15 protein-coding genes and 1 pseudogene are annotated in these 17,360 nt (G+C 39.9%); 1 reads left to right on the top strand and 15 read right to left on the bottom strand.

The features are described from left to right. Nucleotides 1-6: 6 nt before the first annotated feature. The 10 genes and pseudogenes from sufU to IAE53_RS00610 form a co-directional block, all read right to left on the bottom strand. Nucleotides 7-441 (bottom strand): Fe-S cluster assembly sulfur transfer protein SufU, encoded by a 435-nt coding sequence (gene sufU, locus IAE53_RS00650; RefSeq protein WP_148423164.1) that lies wholly within the window; start codon nucleotides 439-441, stop codon nucleotides 7-9. Then, complete coding sequence (locus tag IAE53_RS00645) at nucleotides 428-1,654, bottom strand: aminotransferase class V-fold PLP-dependent enzyme (protein WP_283092048.1); 1,227 nt, start codon at nucleotides 1,652-1,654, stop codon at nucleotides 428-430. Before IAE53_RS00645 ends, sufU begins: the two co-directional genes overlap by 14 nt. After that, on the bottom strand, nucleotides 1,635-2,825 hold the full coding sequence (gene sufD / locus IAE53_RS00640; protein WP_200135778.1) for a Fe-S cluster assembly protein SufD: 1,191 nt from the start codon (nucleotides 2,823-2,825) through the stop codon (nucleotides 1,635-1,637). Before sufD ends, IAE53_RS00645 begins: the two co-directional genes overlap by 20 nt. A 1-nt stretch (nucleotide 2,826) precedes the next feature. Then, nucleotides 2,827-3,627 (bottom strand): Fe-S cluster assembly ATPase SufC, encoded by an 801-nt coding sequence (gene sufC / locus IAE53_RS00635; protein WP_148423167.1) that lies wholly within the window; start codon nucleotides 3,625-3,627, stop codon nucleotides 2,827-2,829. Then, on the bottom strand, nucleotides 3,608-3,748 hold the full coding sequence (locus IAE53_RS11370; protein WP_233610634.1) for a hypothetical protein: 141 nt from the start codon (nucleotides 3,746-3,748) through the stop codon (nucleotides 3,608-3,610). Before IAE53_RS11370 ends, sufC begins: the two co-directional genes overlap by 20 nt. Nucleotides 3,749-4,307: 559 nt before the next feature. Continuing rightward, a pseudogene (locus IAE53_RS11590) lies at nucleotides 4,308-4,470 on the bottom strand (helix-turn-helix domain-containing protein); the annotation flags it as partial. 324 nt (nucleotides 4,471-4,794) lie between these two features. Then, complete coding sequence (locus IAE53_RS00625; RefSeq protein WP_010291398.1) at nucleotides 4,795-5,361, bottom strand: ECF transporter S component; 567 nt, start codon at nucleotides 5,359-5,361, stop codon at nucleotides 4,795-4,797. Next, a complete protein-coding gene (thiD, locus tag IAE53_RS00620; RefSeq protein WP_148423169.1) occupies nucleotides 5,348-6,148 on the bottom strand; it encodes a bifunctional hydroxymethylpyrimidine kinase/phosphomethylpyrimidine kinase in 801 nt (266 codons plus the stop codon). The genes IAE53_RS00625 and thiD overlap by 14 nt, the downstream gene beginning before the upstream one ends. A 266-nt stretch (nucleotides 6,149-6,414) precedes the next feature. Next, nucleotides 6,415-7,005: a DNA-directed RNA polymerase subunit delta gene (rpoE, locus tag IAE53_RS00615; protein WP_139967219.1), complete on the bottom strand. Its 591-nt coding sequence runs from the start codon at nucleotides 7,003-7,005 to the stop codon at nucleotides 6,415-6,417. A gap of 26 nt (nucleotides 7,006-7,031) precedes the next feature. Then, nucleotides 7,032-7,478 (bottom strand): DUF1934 domain-containing protein, encoded by a 447-nt coding sequence (locus tag IAE53_RS00610; protein ID WP_010291403.1) that lies wholly within the window; start codon nucleotides 7,476-7,478, stop codon nucleotides 7,032-7,034. 66 nt (nucleotides 7,479-7,544) lie between these two features. Here IAE53_RS00610 and IAE53_RS00605 point away from each other — a divergent pair, with 66 nt between their 5' ends. Further along, on the top strand, nucleotides 7,545-8,891 hold the full coding sequence (locus IAE53_RS00605) for an HD domain-containing protein (protein ID WP_031941250.1): 1,347 nt from the start codon (nucleotides 7,545-7,547) through the stop codon (nucleotides 8,889-8,891). A 41-nt stretch (nucleotides 8,892-8,932) separates the two neighbouring features. On the opposite strand, the gene pgmB is transcribed toward IAE53_RS00605, so the two are convergent. The 5 genes from pgmB to IAE53_RS00580 form a co-directional block, all read right to left on the bottom strand. After that, on the bottom strand, nucleotides 8,933-9,607 hold the full coding sequence (pgmB, locus tag IAE53_RS00600; protein ID WP_148423170.1) for a beta-phosphoglucomutase: 675 nt from the start codon (nucleotides 9,605-9,607) through the stop codon (nucleotides 8,933-8,935). Continuing rightward, nucleotides 9,600-11,966 carry a glycoside hydrolase family 65 protein gene (locus IAE53_RS00595; RefSeq protein WP_200135777.1) on the bottom strand — a complete coding sequence of 789 codons (2,367 nt, stop codon included), beginning with the start codon at nucleotides 11,964-11,966 and terminating at the stop codon, nucleotides 9,600-9,602. Before IAE53_RS00595 ends, pgmB begins: the two co-directional genes overlap by 8 nt. 25 nt (nucleotides 11,967-11,991) lie before the next feature. After that, nucleotides 11,992-14,037, bottom strand: coding sequence for a glucose PTS transporter subunit IIA (locus IAE53_RS00590; protein WP_148423172.1), 2,046 nt, complete (start codon nucleotides 14,035-14,037; stop codon nucleotides 11,992-11,994). A 31-nt stretch (nucleotides 14,038-14,068) separates the two neighbouring features. Further along, a complete protein-coding gene (treR, locus tag IAE53_RS00585; RefSeq protein ID WP_148423173.1) occupies nucleotides 14,069-14,770 on the bottom strand; it encodes a trehalose operon repressor in 702 nt (233 codons plus the stop codon). 230 nt (nucleotides 14,771-15,000) lie between these two features. Beyond that, a complete protein-coding gene (locus IAE53_RS00580; protein WP_148423174.1) occupies nucleotides 15,001-17,337 on the bottom strand; it encodes a Xaa-Pro dipeptidyl-peptidase in 2,337 nt (778 codons plus the stop codon). Nucleotides 17,338-17,360 lie beyond the last annotated feature (23 nt).

The following is a 17,360-nucleotide window of genomic DNA, read 5'->3' as shown; positions in this document are numbered from 1 at the left end:
CCCCTCTTATTTTTCTATTACTAATAATTCCGCCAAAGCATGCCATGCTAAAGTTGCACACTTGATTCGCGTTGGGAATTTAGTCACACCTGAAAGAATTTGCGCTTCTTCAAGAGATTTATAATTTCCCGCTTCGCCACGAACCATTTCTGAAAATTGATCTACTAGCTGAGCAATCTGGCTGGTATTTTTCCCGATAACTAAATCCGTCATCATCGAAGCAGAAGACTTTGATATGGCACAACCATCTCCATAAAAATGAATATCAGTCACAATATCATGATCTATATTAAAAGCCAAATCAATGACATCACCACAGGTCGGATTATACTTTCGAATATGATAATTTTCGGTTCCCAACATAGGCTGATAATGATGCGGATGTTTCGCGTATGCCATAATCGTTTGACGGTACAAATAATCTAAATTATGCAAACTCACGGTTAAAGTACTCCTTAATTTTTCCTAAGGTGGCAACAAAGCGATCAATTTCTTGACGTGTATTATAGATGTAAAAACTAACACGAACAGTCGCAGCAACATCTAAATAATGCATCAGTGGCTGTGCACAATGGTGTCCTGCTCGTACCGCAATACCTTCTTGATCCAATGCAGTCGCTAAATCATGCGCATGAATACCCGCTATATTAAATGCGATTACACCAGTGTGCTGTTCACTTTCTTGCGGACCATAGACAGTCAGACCATCAATACTTTTAAGCTTTGGCAAAGCATAATCAACAAGTGATTGTTCGTATTTCGCTACCTCAAACATCCCGATGTTTGTTAGATAGTCCACAGCAGCTCCCAGACCAATAGCACCAGCAATATTTGGTGTCCCCGCTTCAAAGCGCCAAGGCAATGGTTGAAACGTTGCTTCATGTAAATCGACAAATTCAATCATTTCGCCACCAAATTGTGCTGGTCGCATTTGATTTAACACATCATACCTGCCGTAGAGCACACCAATACCGGTTGGTCCCAGCATTTTATGACCTGAAAAAGTAAAAAAATCAACACCCATTTCTTGCACGTCTATTGCCATGTGAGGCACTGATTGTGCCCCGTCAGCAATCATGATGGCACCGTGTTCATGTGCCATCTGAGCTAATTTTTTAATTGGATTGACCACACCCAACACGTTCGAAGCATGAGTAACTGATACGATTTTGGTTTTATCAGACAGTTTTGCTTCGGCATCCGCCAAGTCTAAGGTACCGTCTTCTTTAAGATCAATATATTTCAAGCTAGCACCAACCCGCTTGGCCAACTGTTGCCACGGGACAATATTAGAATGATGTTCCATGTACGATAAGAGAATTTCATCTCCTTGTTTAACATTTTCTACACCATAAGTACTTGCCAGCCAATTCAACGATTCAGTTGTGCCACGTGTGAACAACACTTCTTCTCGCCTTTTGGCATGTATCAATTTTTGGACCTTGTCTCGCGCTTTTTCATATAAATTGGTAGCACGTCGTGATAATTCATAAATACCACGATGCACATTAGCATTGTCGTTTTGATAGTAATCAGTGATGGCATCGATGACAAATTGAGGTTTCTGCGAAGTTGCAGCGCTGTCGAAATATATCAGAGGTTCGCCATTAATTTTTTGGTTAAGTATTGGAAAATCAGTTTGATTCATCTTCATGTTTTAACTTTCTGTCAATTTCCGTCACTACCTGCTGTTGCGCTTCCTTTGTTGGCATTTTTGCTAATACTTCACCCATAAATCCGCGAATAACCAGTTTTCGAGCAACTTGTTCACTAATGCCGCGACTCATTAAGTAGTACATTTGATTCTCATCAACACGACCAACAGAAGCGGCGTGACCAGCAGTCACATCATTTTCATCAATTAATAATAGCGGATTAGCATCACCGCGTGCTCGACGTGATAACATCAAAACACGTGACTCTTGTTGTGCATCTGAGCCCTGTGCACCTTTAATAATTTTGCCAATACCGTTAAATACTAGAGTTGAGCGGTTTAAAATAACACCTCGCTGGAAAATATGCCCTAATGTATGCCGCCCACGATTCAAGATAGTGGTCACAAATCCTTGTGTTTGCTTTTTAGTTGTCAGCCCAATGACATTGGCATGTGAGGTAGCCCCCTCACCATTCAATTGGCTAGCTAAGCGGATTATCGCATTGCCATCACTAAATTCAGCATTTTGCCAGTCAACTGTTGCATGGTCTCTCACTTCAGCTTCACGATTAATATAAGCTGTTGTTTGGTCGTTAAAGGCGTCAATATTAGCATAAGTTACTTGGGCACCAACATCAGCGATGACTTCAACAACAACTGAAGCTTTGGTTTTTTGATCGCCTATCGTGTGTATTTCTTGCAAAATATCTACCTTAGCATTTGTACCAATATAAACAAAAATACGCGCAACCAAATCTTTGCCAGAGGCAGCCAAATGATTTAATGTTAAATGCAAAACGTCATCAAATTGGACGTCTTCTGGGATATATACAAAAATTCCTGTATTAAATTGCGCAAAATTTTGTGCAGATAAACGATCGGTTGTCTTAGTAATGACGGTGCCAACCATTTTTTCGAACAGTGCCGGACAGTCGGTTTTTGCTTGAACCATGCTCATCAAAATCACACCTTGAGCTGTCATCGCCTCGGTCAAATGTTGGTAGGTTGTCGATAATCCACTCACTTCGATACCATTGCCCTTATTTTCCATAAACAATGGTGTCGTGGCTGTTTCAGTGGCTGGTATCATATCATCTAGTTGCCACGCGTTATACCGTACTTTGGCAAATGTAGGCATCGGTAAAGATTGTATTGTATGAGTATCAGCCATATTACTTCTCCACAAAATATGAGTTCACATCTTCGTCAGTTAACTGAACACTCAAACCCAATTCATCTCGAAGGCCAGCATAGCCTTCAGTTTCCAGCTTTTTGGCTAATTCGGCGCCACCTGTTTTGACAATTTTTCCGCCCATCATCACATGAACAAAGTCTGGCACAATATAATCTAAAAGTCGCTGATAGTGGGTAATCATTAACGCACCAAAATCGCTAGATCGCATGTCATTGACGCCTCGGGAAACAACTTTCAAAGCATCAATATCTAATCCTGAGTCAATTTCATCCAAAATCGCAATTTTTGGTTCAATCATCATCATTTGCAAAATTTCATTGCGCTTTTTCTCCCCGCCTGAGAAGCCTTCATTGAGATAACGTTCCGCCATTTCTTCAGTCATAGATAAAAATTCACGTTTTTCATCCAGTTTTTCAATGAATGACATAACACCAATTTGATCATCTTCTGGACGACGCGCGTTAATGGCTGCCCGCATGAACTCAGCGTTGGTCACGCCTTGAATTTCTGATGGGTATTGCATGGCCAAAAATAAACCGGCGCGTGCGCGTTGGTCAACTGACATGTCAGCTAAATCTTGATCGTCAATGGTAATATGACCTTGAGTCACCTCATAAGCTGGATGTCCCATAATGGTTTGCGATAGTGTCGATTTACCAGTACCGTTTGGTCCCATAATGGCATGAATTTCACCAGTATTAACAACCAAATTAACCCCTTTCAAAATTTCTTTTCCTGCCACTGAGACATGTAAGTTTTCAACCTTGAGTGTTGTCATTTTTATTTCCCCCTTTGCGTTGACTGAGCTTTTTTAGGATAGCTTCGTTATTATGTATTTTAGCAATTACACGCGCATTTTCAATCATTTCATTGACAATAAATTTTTGACTATGCCACATGCCGCTTGCTTGCACCAATTGCCAGAAGAAGTTTTCCAAAAAATAGGTGCTATCATCTGCGTGTGCTAAGTCAATCCCATAAGTGGCTACATCATTGCCACTTGATAGTTTTTCATCAACATCTGATATTCTGCTAGTAGATAGACAATTGCTTCTTGACAACCGGTATGGTCATTGACAGCATTTGATTTTTGATGACGCCACACGTCTTCAAACGCTTGTTGCGCCTTGGTAAATTGACCACAATGATAATAATAATGACTGGTTATCGCATAAAACAATAATTTGTATTGTTGATTGAAACACGCAATATCAATATGCGATACCAATTTCTTCGCTTGACTATCATCTTGCAACAAAATTACCGTATAAAAGTATTTGGCGATTTGATAGGTTGACAACTCTTTATCAAGCATTTTATCCAGCGCTACTTGTTCAATATTCTTTTTAAATTGCGTAACATCTTGGTAAAATAGTGCTCTTAAAGCCTGTGTCAGTAACTTTTCATTGTGTGTTTGATGTGAAGAAACTGCTATTGGAAACACATCATTTAATGTCAATCCTATTCTTTCACACAGCGCGACCATAATCTCAAATGATGGAATCTGTTGATGTTTTTCAAATTTTGAAAGCGTGGCTTGCGTACAAATACCTGCACAAAGCGTAACCTGCGATATTCTGAGATGTTTTCTCGTCTTAATAAATTTTTCTATGTTAATCATGTTTCTCCCAAAAGCTACAAAAAAGCACCTAACTGTCAAAACAGTTAGGTGCTTAATCCGATATCCCAACCGTCTACTCTATTTCTGAAAGAAAATAGTAGACGATTAACACAAAATAGCCTACTAGTCACATGAGGACAAGGAGGGCAAAAAATGTATTGTTCAATTGTGTTGTTATCTTATTCATAATATTGGTACTAATTGTATGCTCATTATTTACCAATGTCAAATCAAAAAATTATTTGTATCACATTTTTTTATCATGAAACTATTTAGGGGGCTGTTCAAAATTTTTAACCAATCAATGTAGCACAATAATCAAGTTTATACGAAATTATTTTTGACAAATAGCTGTTCAAATCGTTCTGCTAACCAGCGATAGACAACAAAAACAACTATCATTGTCATCACACAGTTAATCACAGTTGGAAATAAGGACGATATTGTTGCTACTATCGCAGGTTGTATGGTCATGCCCTTGAACAAACTCATCACAAAATTATGCCCTGTTGTCATGACTAACTTGGTAACGACAGCCGCCAAAATAACCACAATTAATTTAACGCTCGTACCATGTTTTTTATAGTGAACCAGTGAAAATACATAGGTAGCAATGCCGCCAACGACGAAACATTCAAAAAAGTAATAAGGGGCTTCCATCACATAGCCATGAAATAGATCAAACAATGCTAGCCCAAAACCGCCAGCAAGCGCACCACGTTTAAATCCTAAAAGTAGTACTGACAATAGCACTGCTGAATTTCCCAAATGCACAAAAGGTTTTCCAATTAATGCCGGCATCGGCACCTGTATACTGGTTGCAACAAAGGTAATACTAGTGAACAATGCCACCAGTACAATGTTAATAACGGCGCTATTATGTTGTTTCATAATGATTATCTCCCTGCCAAACATGACCTACAAATTGGTTTAATTGAATCGCATTAGCAACTGCTTGAAATGTAAATTCTTTGGCTTCTTTAACTGAAGCACTGATTGCATTATTTTTAACCATATTAGCAAGAATTGCTGCCGAAAAAGTACATCCTGCCCCATGATTATAATCTGTTTTGATAATTTCATTCTGGAATAGTTCAAAATTTGTCCCATCATACAATAAGTCCGTCGCTAAACCGTCAGCAAATCGGTTCCCGGATTTAATCACGACATTTTTGACGCCGTAATCATAAATTTTCTTTGCTGCTTCTTTCATTTCAGAGACATTATTGATTGATTGGACATCCGTCAACAATGCTGCTTCCAAAACATTAGGCGTCACAATGTCAGCCTTCGATAATAATTTCTTTTTATAAGTTGTCAAATCAATCGTTTTGTCATGATCAATGGTCAACTTTGTAGCCATCACTGGATCCACCAGCAACCAACCAAAATTAGCCGTTTCGAGATAATCAATTAAAATATTAAAATTATTGATATCTGAAATCATGCCTACCTTAATACCCGCTAGCGAAATAGATAATGTCGTCTGCAGTTGGGCTGAAAAAATTTCAGTTGGCATTGGATATTGCGCAACATGCCAGTTGTTTGGATTCATAGTGACAATATTTTCTATCGCCACTACGTTAAATTCATCATATCTTTCAAACGTTTTAATGTCTGCCTCTATGCCCCCGCCGCCACTCGTATCTGAACCACCAATAGATAATATTTTTTTCATAATTACCTCGTTTTCAATTAACTATATTGTTATTTAAAAAATGTTAATTTAGTGTTATCTCATTTAATATACACTACTTCAAAAAATATTCAACATTCACTATTTATTTAATGAATATTATGTTTTGTCAGAAAGTTGATGTTCTCATGATAGCAAAATAAGCAGTTAGTTATCGCGCGTGTCCCGATAACTAACTGCTTATTGTAGATACTTTTTAAATGATAATCATCCAACTTACTGTTGCCAGTTGAGCCAACTATCTCAAATTACTTTTCTTGATCACCATCACCAAGATCGTCAAGATCATTACCACCAGTTAATTCAGTCATGTTGGCATCAATTGATTCATCTTCACTCAAATCAATTTCGTTGGCATCGTCATCATCGTCGTCAACAGCCACATCATCTTCAGAATCATCTTCGGCGTCATCATCATCTTCAACTGTTGTGAAATCTTCATCTTCTGGATCATCATCGTTATAATCGATAACATCATCATCAGATGCATTATCAGCGAAGACATTGACCTTCTTTTTAGCTGACTTTTTACGCTTAGGTGCATCTTCTTCATCATCAAGTTCATGAATTGATTCATCAATGGCATCAACTGGATACCAAGCACGTAATGCCCATTCATTATTACCAAGTGAAATGAATGAACCATCTGTATTTAAGTCCGTGTAAAATTGTGATAAACGTGGCTTAAAAGTTTCTGAATCAATTTCCAAAAAGTCTTGAATCTCTTGAACGAGTGAGCTGAAAGGCATTGCTTCTTTATGTTCGGTCAAAACAGCAGTTGCTATTTCGACAAGTGCTAATTCTTCTTTAGGGTGATTGCCTAATGTTGTAAGTGACATATTGCACGTCCTTTCGGGGTTTCTAACTAGTCTAGCATACTAGATTTGGCGCTAAATTGCAACCGAATTTCGTATTGTCCGACAATTTGTTGATTGGCATATAAAACATAATCCACGTCAACTTCACCTCGCCAGTTTGCCAAATCAAAGTGAGTCGCTAATAATGTTGTTAACGTTTCAATTTGCATTTGTCCGGCAGGTGTTTGATACAAAGCCGGAACACGTTGTGATTTCACAAAGGCTAATTTGGTTGTTGTCTCACCAGAGCGATTTAAGCGCACGCGTTCATCATCAATTTTGAACATGACTTGTGTTGTCTGATCGTCAATAATCTCTGTATAACGCAAATAAAGTGCGCCATTTTTTAACAATAACTGACCATCTGTATCAAATTGAAAGTCTTCGATATCATTTCCCTGACGAATTTTCGTTTTTAGGTGAACTTTTACGTCCGATTGCCCGTTAATTATCATAATCTGCCCCTATTTCAATCTAAAATCTATTATAATATAAGAAAGCACAAAAGGGCATACTATATGATGTTAGATAAAAAAATTACTAATGAAAAAGTTCTACGCGATCCTATTCATAATTTTATTCATATTCAAGACCAAGTTATTTTGGATTTGATTAACACCCCTGAATTTCAGCGGTTGCGTCGCGTTAAGCAACTTGGTATTACCAGTTCAGTGTTTCATGGGGCGGAACATTCACGTTTTGGGCACTCTGTGGGTGCCTATGAGATTGCTCGACAGATTACCGAACACTTCGATCAATACTATGGCGATGTGTGGGATTCAAATGAGCGCTTAGTCACGCTTGTCGCTGCCTTACTTCACGATGTCGGACACGGTGCATTTTCTCATACATTTGAACACCTATTTGGCACAGATCATGAAGCAATTACACGGGAAATTATCATGGGTGATACGGCCGTACACACGATTTTGGCACAAGTATCAACAGATTTTCCTAATAAAGTGGCTAGTGTTATTGCTAAAACTTATGAAAATCCACAAGTCGTGCAATTAATTTCTAGTCAAGTTGACGTTGATCGTATGGATTATTTATTACGTGACGCTTATTTTACTGGTACTAAATACGGTGAATTTGATATTGATCGTATTTTGCGTACCATGCGCCCAACCCCAACCGGCATTGCCTTTGATATCGCCGGTATGCATGCCGTTGAAGACTATGTTGTGTCACGTTATCAGATGTATTTACAAGTTTATTTTCACCCTGTCTCACGTGGCATGGAAGTGCTGTTAGAACATATTTTGACACGTGTTCGCGAGCTTTATCAAGCCAGCCATCACAATCCTGTGCCTGAAAAAGACTTCGTCGGCCCACTTTTGGCGCCACTATTTGATGAAAAGCCATTGGAATTAGATGATTATCTCAAGCTCGACGATAATGTGTTTATGACTTATATCAATATCTGGCAATCTCACCCCGATCCGATTTTATCGGACTTATCACAGCGTTTTCTTGGACGTCGCCCACTCAAGTCAATTGCTATCACCAATGAAACAGCACCTTTATTGGGCGAGTTAGAACAGCTTGTGGATAACGCGGGTTTTAACCCTGATTACTACACAGCACGCAACGATGCTTACGACTTACCATACGACGATTACAAACCCAACGTGGCCAAGCCGCGAACGCAAATTGACTTTTTGTTAGCTGATGGGACCCACCGCGAACTCTCTGATTTATCAACACTCGTCGCTGCGATTAAAGGCAAAGCCTCACTTGATCAGCGATTCTTTTTCCCGAAAGAAATGTTAAATATTGAGCCAGACGAATTATTTGCTGATACTTTCAAGACCTTTCGTAGTTTCATTAGAAATAATGCGTTGACAACGCCTAATCCTGAAACTTAAAAATAAATCACCGTAAATCAAATTACGGTGATTTTATTTTGTTATTCATTCATTTGTTTTGAGATATTAGCCAAGGAAATTTCCTTGGTCTCAGCAAACCAAATGTTTGGTTGAGCCTCTTTAGCTGCTGTACCAATGCCCAGTGCCGTTTGTCCTGCACCTTTGATTGCCTGCACGCCTGCACTGGCATCTTCCAACCCAATGATTTGTGTTGGTTGTAGCTTCAATAACTCCCCTGCTTTGGTAAATATTTCAGGATCTGGTTTGCCATGTGATAACGTGGCTGGATCCACAATGCCGACAAAATCAGCCATGATGCCTAATTTTTTGAGTATCGTTGGTGCATTTTTTGAAGCACTGGCAACACTCGCGACGTAACCTTCACGTTTTATTTCGGCTAGAAATTCAGTCATTCCGGGCAAAATATCTGCCGGTGTCAACGCTTGAATTAATGCAACATAATGTTGATTTTTTTGTGCCGCAAATGCTGATTTTTCATCATCTGTGTAGTCATTTTCATGACCACCTTCAGCTAAAATCATATTTAGCGAATCCATACGACTAATACCTTTAAGTTGACGCCCTAATTCGGCCGACCAAGGCACATTCAAGGACGTAGCCAAATCATGCCAAGCTTGCTCGTGAAACTTAGCGGTATCCGTGATGACACCATCTAAATCGAATGTAAAGCCTTTTATTTCTGAAAAATTAACCATGATAAGACACCTCTTTTGCCTCTCCAGCTACCAAATCAACCGCTTTGCCATAAACGTGAACAGTTGTTGCTTGATCACTCATCAATACCATGACAGTTGGCTTGATATCAATATCAATTAAGGCACCACGATATTGCTGTGTAAAGTGTAATTCAGCCCACTGTTTTGGTAATCGTGGATTAATGGTGAACTGACCGTGTAACAAATCAACTCCAGCATAATCATTTTGAATGACTGATAATGTTTCGCCCATGACACCCATGTGAACACCCTCTGCGGTTGTACCACCTTGAATATCATAATAATCAGAACCAATTGCGTCTGTCAAAAAATCGTACGCTTGTGTTTCAAATTTTGTATCACCTTGTCGCGCCAACTCGACATAGATACCAGCAAATACTGGGCGAGAAGTCGTTGAACCATGTGTTGTGCGGTCTAAGTAATAAGCTGTATTTTTTGCTAACCAATCATCGGATAATTGATACCCAAGTTGATGAATCAGTGACTCTGTCTGTTGCGCACCTAGGTTATACAGTAGCATTAGAAAGTCTGCCTGTTTAATGACCTGATAATCATCAGGCGACTTGCCCTCTGCCTTGAGGATCCTATCAATTCGATGAATATCACCATACTTAGCTTGATATGCTGAAAAATCGAGTTGCTCAAGTTTGAAGAAACCTTCATATTGTTCGACAATGCCACGATCATCAATGGATAACTTCAAATGATGACGGATGTCTTCTGCTTTTTCCGCTTCATTTTTGGTATAGCCGACTGCTCGTGATGCCGCATCAAAGTCAATCTTGACGTTCTGCGATAAATCATGCAGATAGTTCAACAACCAAACCACCATAACGTTTGTGTAAGCGTTATTTAGCAATCCGCCAGCATGAGCGCCGGGAATTTCTTCATGGAATTCGTTAGGTCCCATAACGCCTTTAATTTGGTAACGGTCACCGATCTTCTCTGCTTTGTTAATCCAAAAACGCCCAATTTGGATTAACATGTTTAAACCGCCTTTATCAAGATGGTCATAGTGTCCTGTCACCTGCTGATAAACCCACATATTATAGGCAATTGCTAATGAGATGTGGCGTTGTAATCTAGAATTATCTGGAATCCAAGTGTTATCAACTGTGTTTAAATGAATCAGTTGACTTTGCTCGTCACCATACATGCCTGATTGCCAAGGATACATCGCACCTGATTCGTTCTCTGATATAGCATTTTTTTCAGCCGCTGACAACCGCTTCGTGCGATAATTCAAAACAGCACTAGCCGATTTGGGTTCGTTTGCTGAGTAATATGGTAGTGCAAATAATTCATCCCAGAAAATATGACCACGATACCCCTCACCAGTCAAACCACGAGAGCCAACCGAAGCATCCAAATATGGATTTGCGTTTGGATTAGCCATCTGATTAAGGTGAAAAATATTCATACGTGTCAACTTTTGCATGGCATCGTCGCCACTAATTTGAATATCTTTGGTTTGCCATAATGATTGCCAATAATCATGACTCTCTCGTTGAATTTCGTCAAAAGTCGTGTTAGCTGTTTCATTTTGAACAAATTCAGCAAGATCGCCGTTTGTCTCTAAACTGCTTGCAACTGCCATCACCCGTTCAATTGTGAACGATTGTCCGGCCTGACAATCACGTTCGATGTGTGTTGTCACCTGATTTTCAGTTTTTATCGTTTTTTCAACACTTTCACCTATTGTTTTTGCTGCTAAAGCAACAGTAACATCAGTTGTTCGTGTTTTGATGATCATCAGATCGTCATGAACTGACTGGACATCAAATTCTTGTGAGTCAAAATCACGATAGCGTGCCACATTTTTGTTTTCGACGCTGCCATCAATAATCGCATCAATCGCAATGTGTGCGTCATAATTTGAGGTGATTTGAAAACGTAAACCTAACTGATGCCAATGAACCGGATTAATCACCTTAACCGTTTTAATGGTGACAAAATGTTGTGAGTTTCCCGCCACCTGCACTTGATAATCATCTGTCAATTCACCCGTTTTAAAATTAAGACTGCGTTTTAGTGATTCGATAGTTGAGTTGTTGATTAACAGAGATTCACCATCAATTTGTACCTTGATTAAGGCTATATTGGGCAAATTCACAAGGTCTTCATTAATGACGTCGCGCCCTGCAACGGGTGTTGATGTTTGGTTAAAAATACCAGCGCCATACAACCCGGGATAAAAATCATCATCATAAGCGTTTGTCACAAGCGCACCACGCCAGCCCAGAAAGCCATTTCCTAAAGTTAGCAAACTCTCGCGACCGTAATTTTTAACACCACCAACAATGTCGTTGTAAGTTAATAACCAATTTTCATTTGTCATGTTCACTCCTTAAACAATTCTCACTTTACTTGGCAACTGCGTCTTTAAAGGCGTTCTTCTTTTCAACAGTCTTAATTTGACCTGTATCTGAATCTTTAAATCCGAAGAAGTAAACCATCGCAAATGACACCGCAATTGTCGCAATCGAAGCCACCCAGAAAATCAACATATTATTATCCGCACCTGTTTGACCCTTTGGTACCGCAAATGATGGGAAGCCAATCAGTGATCCTGTGAATCCGTACATATTCAAGTTGAACAAACCGGCAATTAAGCCGCCGACAGCACCACCAATGTTAGCCATCCAAAATACACGGCCATACTTCAAATTAATACCATACATTGCTGGCTCTGTAATACCTGCCATCGCAGATAGGAAACCAGCACCAGCCAATCCTTTAAGTGATGGAATCTTGGTCTTAGCCCAAACCGCCAAAGCACCAGCACCCTGTGCAATCATAGTAAAGTTCACAATTGCATTCAAAGTAGAGTGACCTGTCTGTGCAATTTCATTAGCAATCAATGGCACAACCATCCAGTGCAAACCGAAGATAACGAGCGCTTGATACAAACCACCAATAATCAAACCAGATAATGGATAATTTAAGTGCAAAAGCCAGTTAACAATTGTTGAAATACCTTGTGATACCAAAGTGATAGCTGGTCCAACGACAACAACAACGACTGATCCCACAATTAATAGCGTTAGCAAAGGTTGGAAAATTGAACGTAATACTAATGGCAAATGCTTTTTGAGCCAATTACCTACTGGACGTGCCAACCAAGCGGCAAAAATAATTGGGAAAATTGAGTATGCGTAACTTGGAATATTGATGGGTAAACCAAAGAAACTTGAATTAAGGCTTACACCAAACAAACTACCCAGCGCCTGTGCTGGTTGCACAACTTTACCATCAACAACATGCGCCGTTGTCAAATTGATAAAGTCAGGCTTCACCAAGAAAGCACCAATAGCGGCAACTACGAAAGGATCACTTTTAAGCTGTTGCGCTGCGGAAAAGCCAACTAAAATAGGCAAAAAGTAGAACGGTGCCATGGCCATTGACTGTAAAATCGTAAACGTACTTGATGCCGGATCAATGAAATAAATCGCTGGAAACGACGCTTTGTTTGAAAACAAGCTCAAAAATCCATTTAGCATACCACCAGCAGCCAATAAACCAATGATTGGCATCATTGAGCCAGTTATGGTACCGATGATTGCTTGAAATGCATGGACCAAGGGATTCTTGGAACCTTTTTCTTGCTTGGTTGCAGCAACTGCATCTGCCGTTGCCGCATCATCTACAACACTGCTGCCAAGTTGCGCTACGACTTCATCATAAACATCGGTGACTGCCGGTCCAATGACAACTTGATATTGTCCCAAAGAATCAGCATAATTGACACCGGCAACCCCATTTAGAGATTCAATCTTGTGATCATCAGCGACTGTGTGGTCCTTCAAATAAAACCGCAAACGCGTGATACAATGAATGACCTTGTCCACATTTTGTGCACCGCCAACGCCTTGAATAATGTCTGCCGCTAAAGGTTCGTACTTCGTACCATTTCCTTTTGCTGGTGTTGATGATGTTACCGGTTCAATAGTTTTGACAGTAGCGTCAGCAACAGTCTCACCAGCTGAAACATTCTCTTTACCAGAAATCAGTGTTAATTTGTCTAATACGTCAGCCGTATTGGTAAAGACAACCATCGTTGTTGTATCAAGATGTGCTGCTTTGATTTCTGCTAAATCAACATCCCCAACATGATCGCCTGCGTTGACCTGATCACCTTCTTTAATTCGCCATTCGAAAGGCTTACCATCAAGACTGACGGTTTCCAAACCAACATGCGTCAGTACCTCTAAACCGTCAGAACGTCGAATGCCAAATGCATGACCTTGCGTGGCGATAACGACGCCACTAACTGGGGCTACAATATCATGCCCAGTGGGTTGCAAGGCGAAGCCATCCCCCATGGTTTTTTTACTAAATACTGGATCAGCCACATCAGCAAGTGAGATAACGTGACCTGCTAGTGGCGCTAAAATTTTTGTATCTGCCATTTTTTCTCCTCAATACAATTAACAGCAACACTCAATGTCGCCTTGAAAATTCAACGCTTTTAAATCGATCGGCTCGGTGTCTGGACTCAGTGAAAGAGATAATTCGACCATCATTCAAAAATGTCTCTGATCTAATCACAACGATTGGAATGGACTCAGCTAACCCCATTAATTGCCTGTCCGTAGCATTGGCAGGTTCAACCGTAATGGTTTTCTTAGCATAACTAATCACCAATCCCAATTGCTGTTCAAACAATTCAAATAATGACACTGATTGCGATAACTTTTTGATTTCAGGCACAACATCTTTTAAAACGTAATCGTGATCAATAATCACCGGTTCGTTGTCCAAATATCGAATTCGGACAACAGCAGTTGCCGGCACTGCAGTGCCGTCACCATACTCAAATACCGATGGCACCTCACTATCTGTAATCGACAACAACTGTGTTCGTTCATTTAATTTCAGACGCGCAGCCAACTCACGATAACTTTCAACGTGTGAAATCGGAAATGAATAGCGATTTTGATTAATGACGAACGTGCCTCGTCCTTTAATTCGCATAACATATCCTTCATCAACTAGCATTGCCACAGCTTTTCGTGACGTCTCACGAGCGACGTGGTAACGATTCATTAACGCAAAATCACTTGGTAACATCGCATTATTAGGATATTTACCATCGTTAATTTCTTTCAGTAGTTCATCGTGGATGATTTGATATTTATTCATTTTTAATCTCCTTCACTGATGTCTACAACAACAATATACCATCTGTTGAAAGCGTTTACAACGCTGTTTTAAAGGTTTTTTAGAGATTGTATAGACAAGTAGCCCAGTGTTAGTATCTGATAACCTTTTGACGACTAGACAGGATATTTATTCATTTTGGTCGTTCAGTTATGCACAAATAAAAAAGTGTAAAAAAAAAGCAACGAATAGTTGCTTTCCGCTTCATGTCATCATTTGTTAACAAATGGTAAATCAATTTGACTATTGGCTAAATCTATCGTGTAAATAATATCTTGATTACCGCGGACAGTCATCTCGAAATCAGTCGCATACAAAACAACACCAAGTTGGTGCCCTGAACGCATTTGATAGTGAGTTGGCTGTACAGTCAATGAGACATTGACAAACTCGTCTGCTTGCAAATCATCACTTTGCCACGCATTGGTTCGATTTTGCAAATTAATGTGACCCAATGTTACCATTTTCTGATTCGCCTTGGTCATTTCAAAAGCCATCAAACGCGTTGGGCTAAAGTTTCGTCCGCGATCAACTGTGGCTTCCTGTGGTGTTGGTGAAACTTTCAGGTATTGATCAGTCCCATAATCCACAATCATAGCGCTTAATAAACCAACATTTTTTGAGGATTTGACCCGCAAATTTAGCGTGATTTCACCATCAATCGTCTGAGCGGTGGATAATGCTTCTGTCTTAAAAATCTGTGCTGTTTCTGCTATTTTTCCTGAAATAATTGCTTGACGCCAAGCATTGAAATGCTTGCCATAATGGTTGAATTGGTCCTCAGGTAGCCAATCCCTGAAGCTTACTTCACCAGCTGATTGTGAGCTACGCGACAATTTTTTATCCGCAAAATGATAACTGAGTTTTTCACCAATTCCCCAATCTTCTAAGGCATGCCAAGCTTCTGGATTGGTGTTATCTTGCCATGTCACTGTTGGCAAGGCAGTCGTGGCGTCCACATGCAATCCTAATAATTTTTCGGAAAACCAAAGATTAATTTGATCAGAAAAATCAAGGGAACGGTTATTATTGATGTTGATATGTTCTCCCTGATGCAAATATATCTTTTTAACATGATTATTTTGCTTTAAGGCAGACCAAAGTTGATAAACCTGACGAGGTTTAACATTCCAATCATTCAAACCATGGACCATCAGCATATCGATTTTGATATTTTGTACATGGTTCAGGTAATTACGCGAATCCCAATAGCGGTCATAATTGCCGTTATCACGTGCCATCAGATGTGCAGTTTCTGATTGAAAAGCTTGCCACTGAGAGCGTGTTCGCCACCAATCTGCCGGATCTTTCATTCTTGTGTAGACCAATTCAGCCAACACGTCCATATCTTCTCCCGGAAAACCACCCGGTGCCACCACTAAGCCATTATCACGGTAATATTGATACCAATTCGAAATAGCAGCTTCAGACACAACTGTTTCTAGCCCTTCAACGCCAGTTGTTGCAACAGCAGTTGCTAATGTGCCCAAATACGAACGCCCCGTCATCGCAATTTTGTGACTCGACCAGTCAGCCGTAATTGCCATGTTATCGTATCGATTCGTAAAAGCCACTCGATTACCAGCAAGCCATTCGACAACATTTTTCATTGATTCGACTTGCTCTGGCGACCCCGTATCTTGCATGCCATCAGCGTGCCGCGTGCCGACACCTGCAGAATAAGCAATCGCAAAACCACGCGACAAAAAGTACTGATTAAGATCAACTGGCAAACCAGCTTCAGCTGTAAATGAAACTTCCGTTTCAGTTGCGTGACCTGCAACTTCTCGCGGTTTAGCAGTCGACGCCGATAATCCTTGATACGTCACGTCATTTTTATCAACTTGAGTTGGTTCTTTCCGCTGCAAAGGCACATTGACCGAATGAATTTTAGCATCATTTTCTTTGACATTCAGTCCCTGATAATATGGAGAAGCAGTGAACAAAACGGGCAATGGTGTCTCACTTTTTGGACGAACAATGTCGACTTGTACTAAATCAAGCTGGCCATCGTTATCAGTGTCAACACTCGTTTCTACCCAGACAGACTCGCGAATCAAATCATTTGTATCAAACGTCGGTAATGACTTGCCATTAAAAATGAGACGTTGATTGTTTTGCGGTAAATAACCTTGGCTAACTAATGCATCAATCAACAATAATCCAGTGCTATTATGAGTATTTAGCAACGTATACCAAGCATGGGGGATATTATCAACCGCAACAATCGGCAAGCCCAGTTGTTGAAATGTCGCCACACCGTCTAAGTTATTATTGGCCAATTCATCATTAAAACCTAGTAGTTGTGCCCCAATACGATAAAAAATTGCTTGATCTAATGCTAATTTTTGTTGGAAAAAACTATAAATATCTTGTTCGGTCGTTGCCAAATGCAACCGCAACCAATCATTTTGAGATGACATAGAGTGAAAGCTAGGCAAAGCCTGTCGTAACAGCGTTTCAAAGTTTTCACTGTTAAATCCTAATGCTTTTAATTCCTGTAATTCAGTCGCCAAGTCTACCTTAATTCGCCCGTATTGATTAATCATATTTTTTTCCTTTAATTGTTATT

The sequence above is a fragment of the Leuconostoc sp. S50 genome, from assembly GCF_016624925.1.
Classification (GTDB): Bacteria; Bacillota; Bacilli; order Lactobacillales; family Lactobacillaceae; genus Leuconostoc; species Leuconostoc pseudomesenteroides.
Note: the sequence above shows the minus strand (reverse complement) of the source record. Positions and strands in the feature narration are given on the sequence as shown.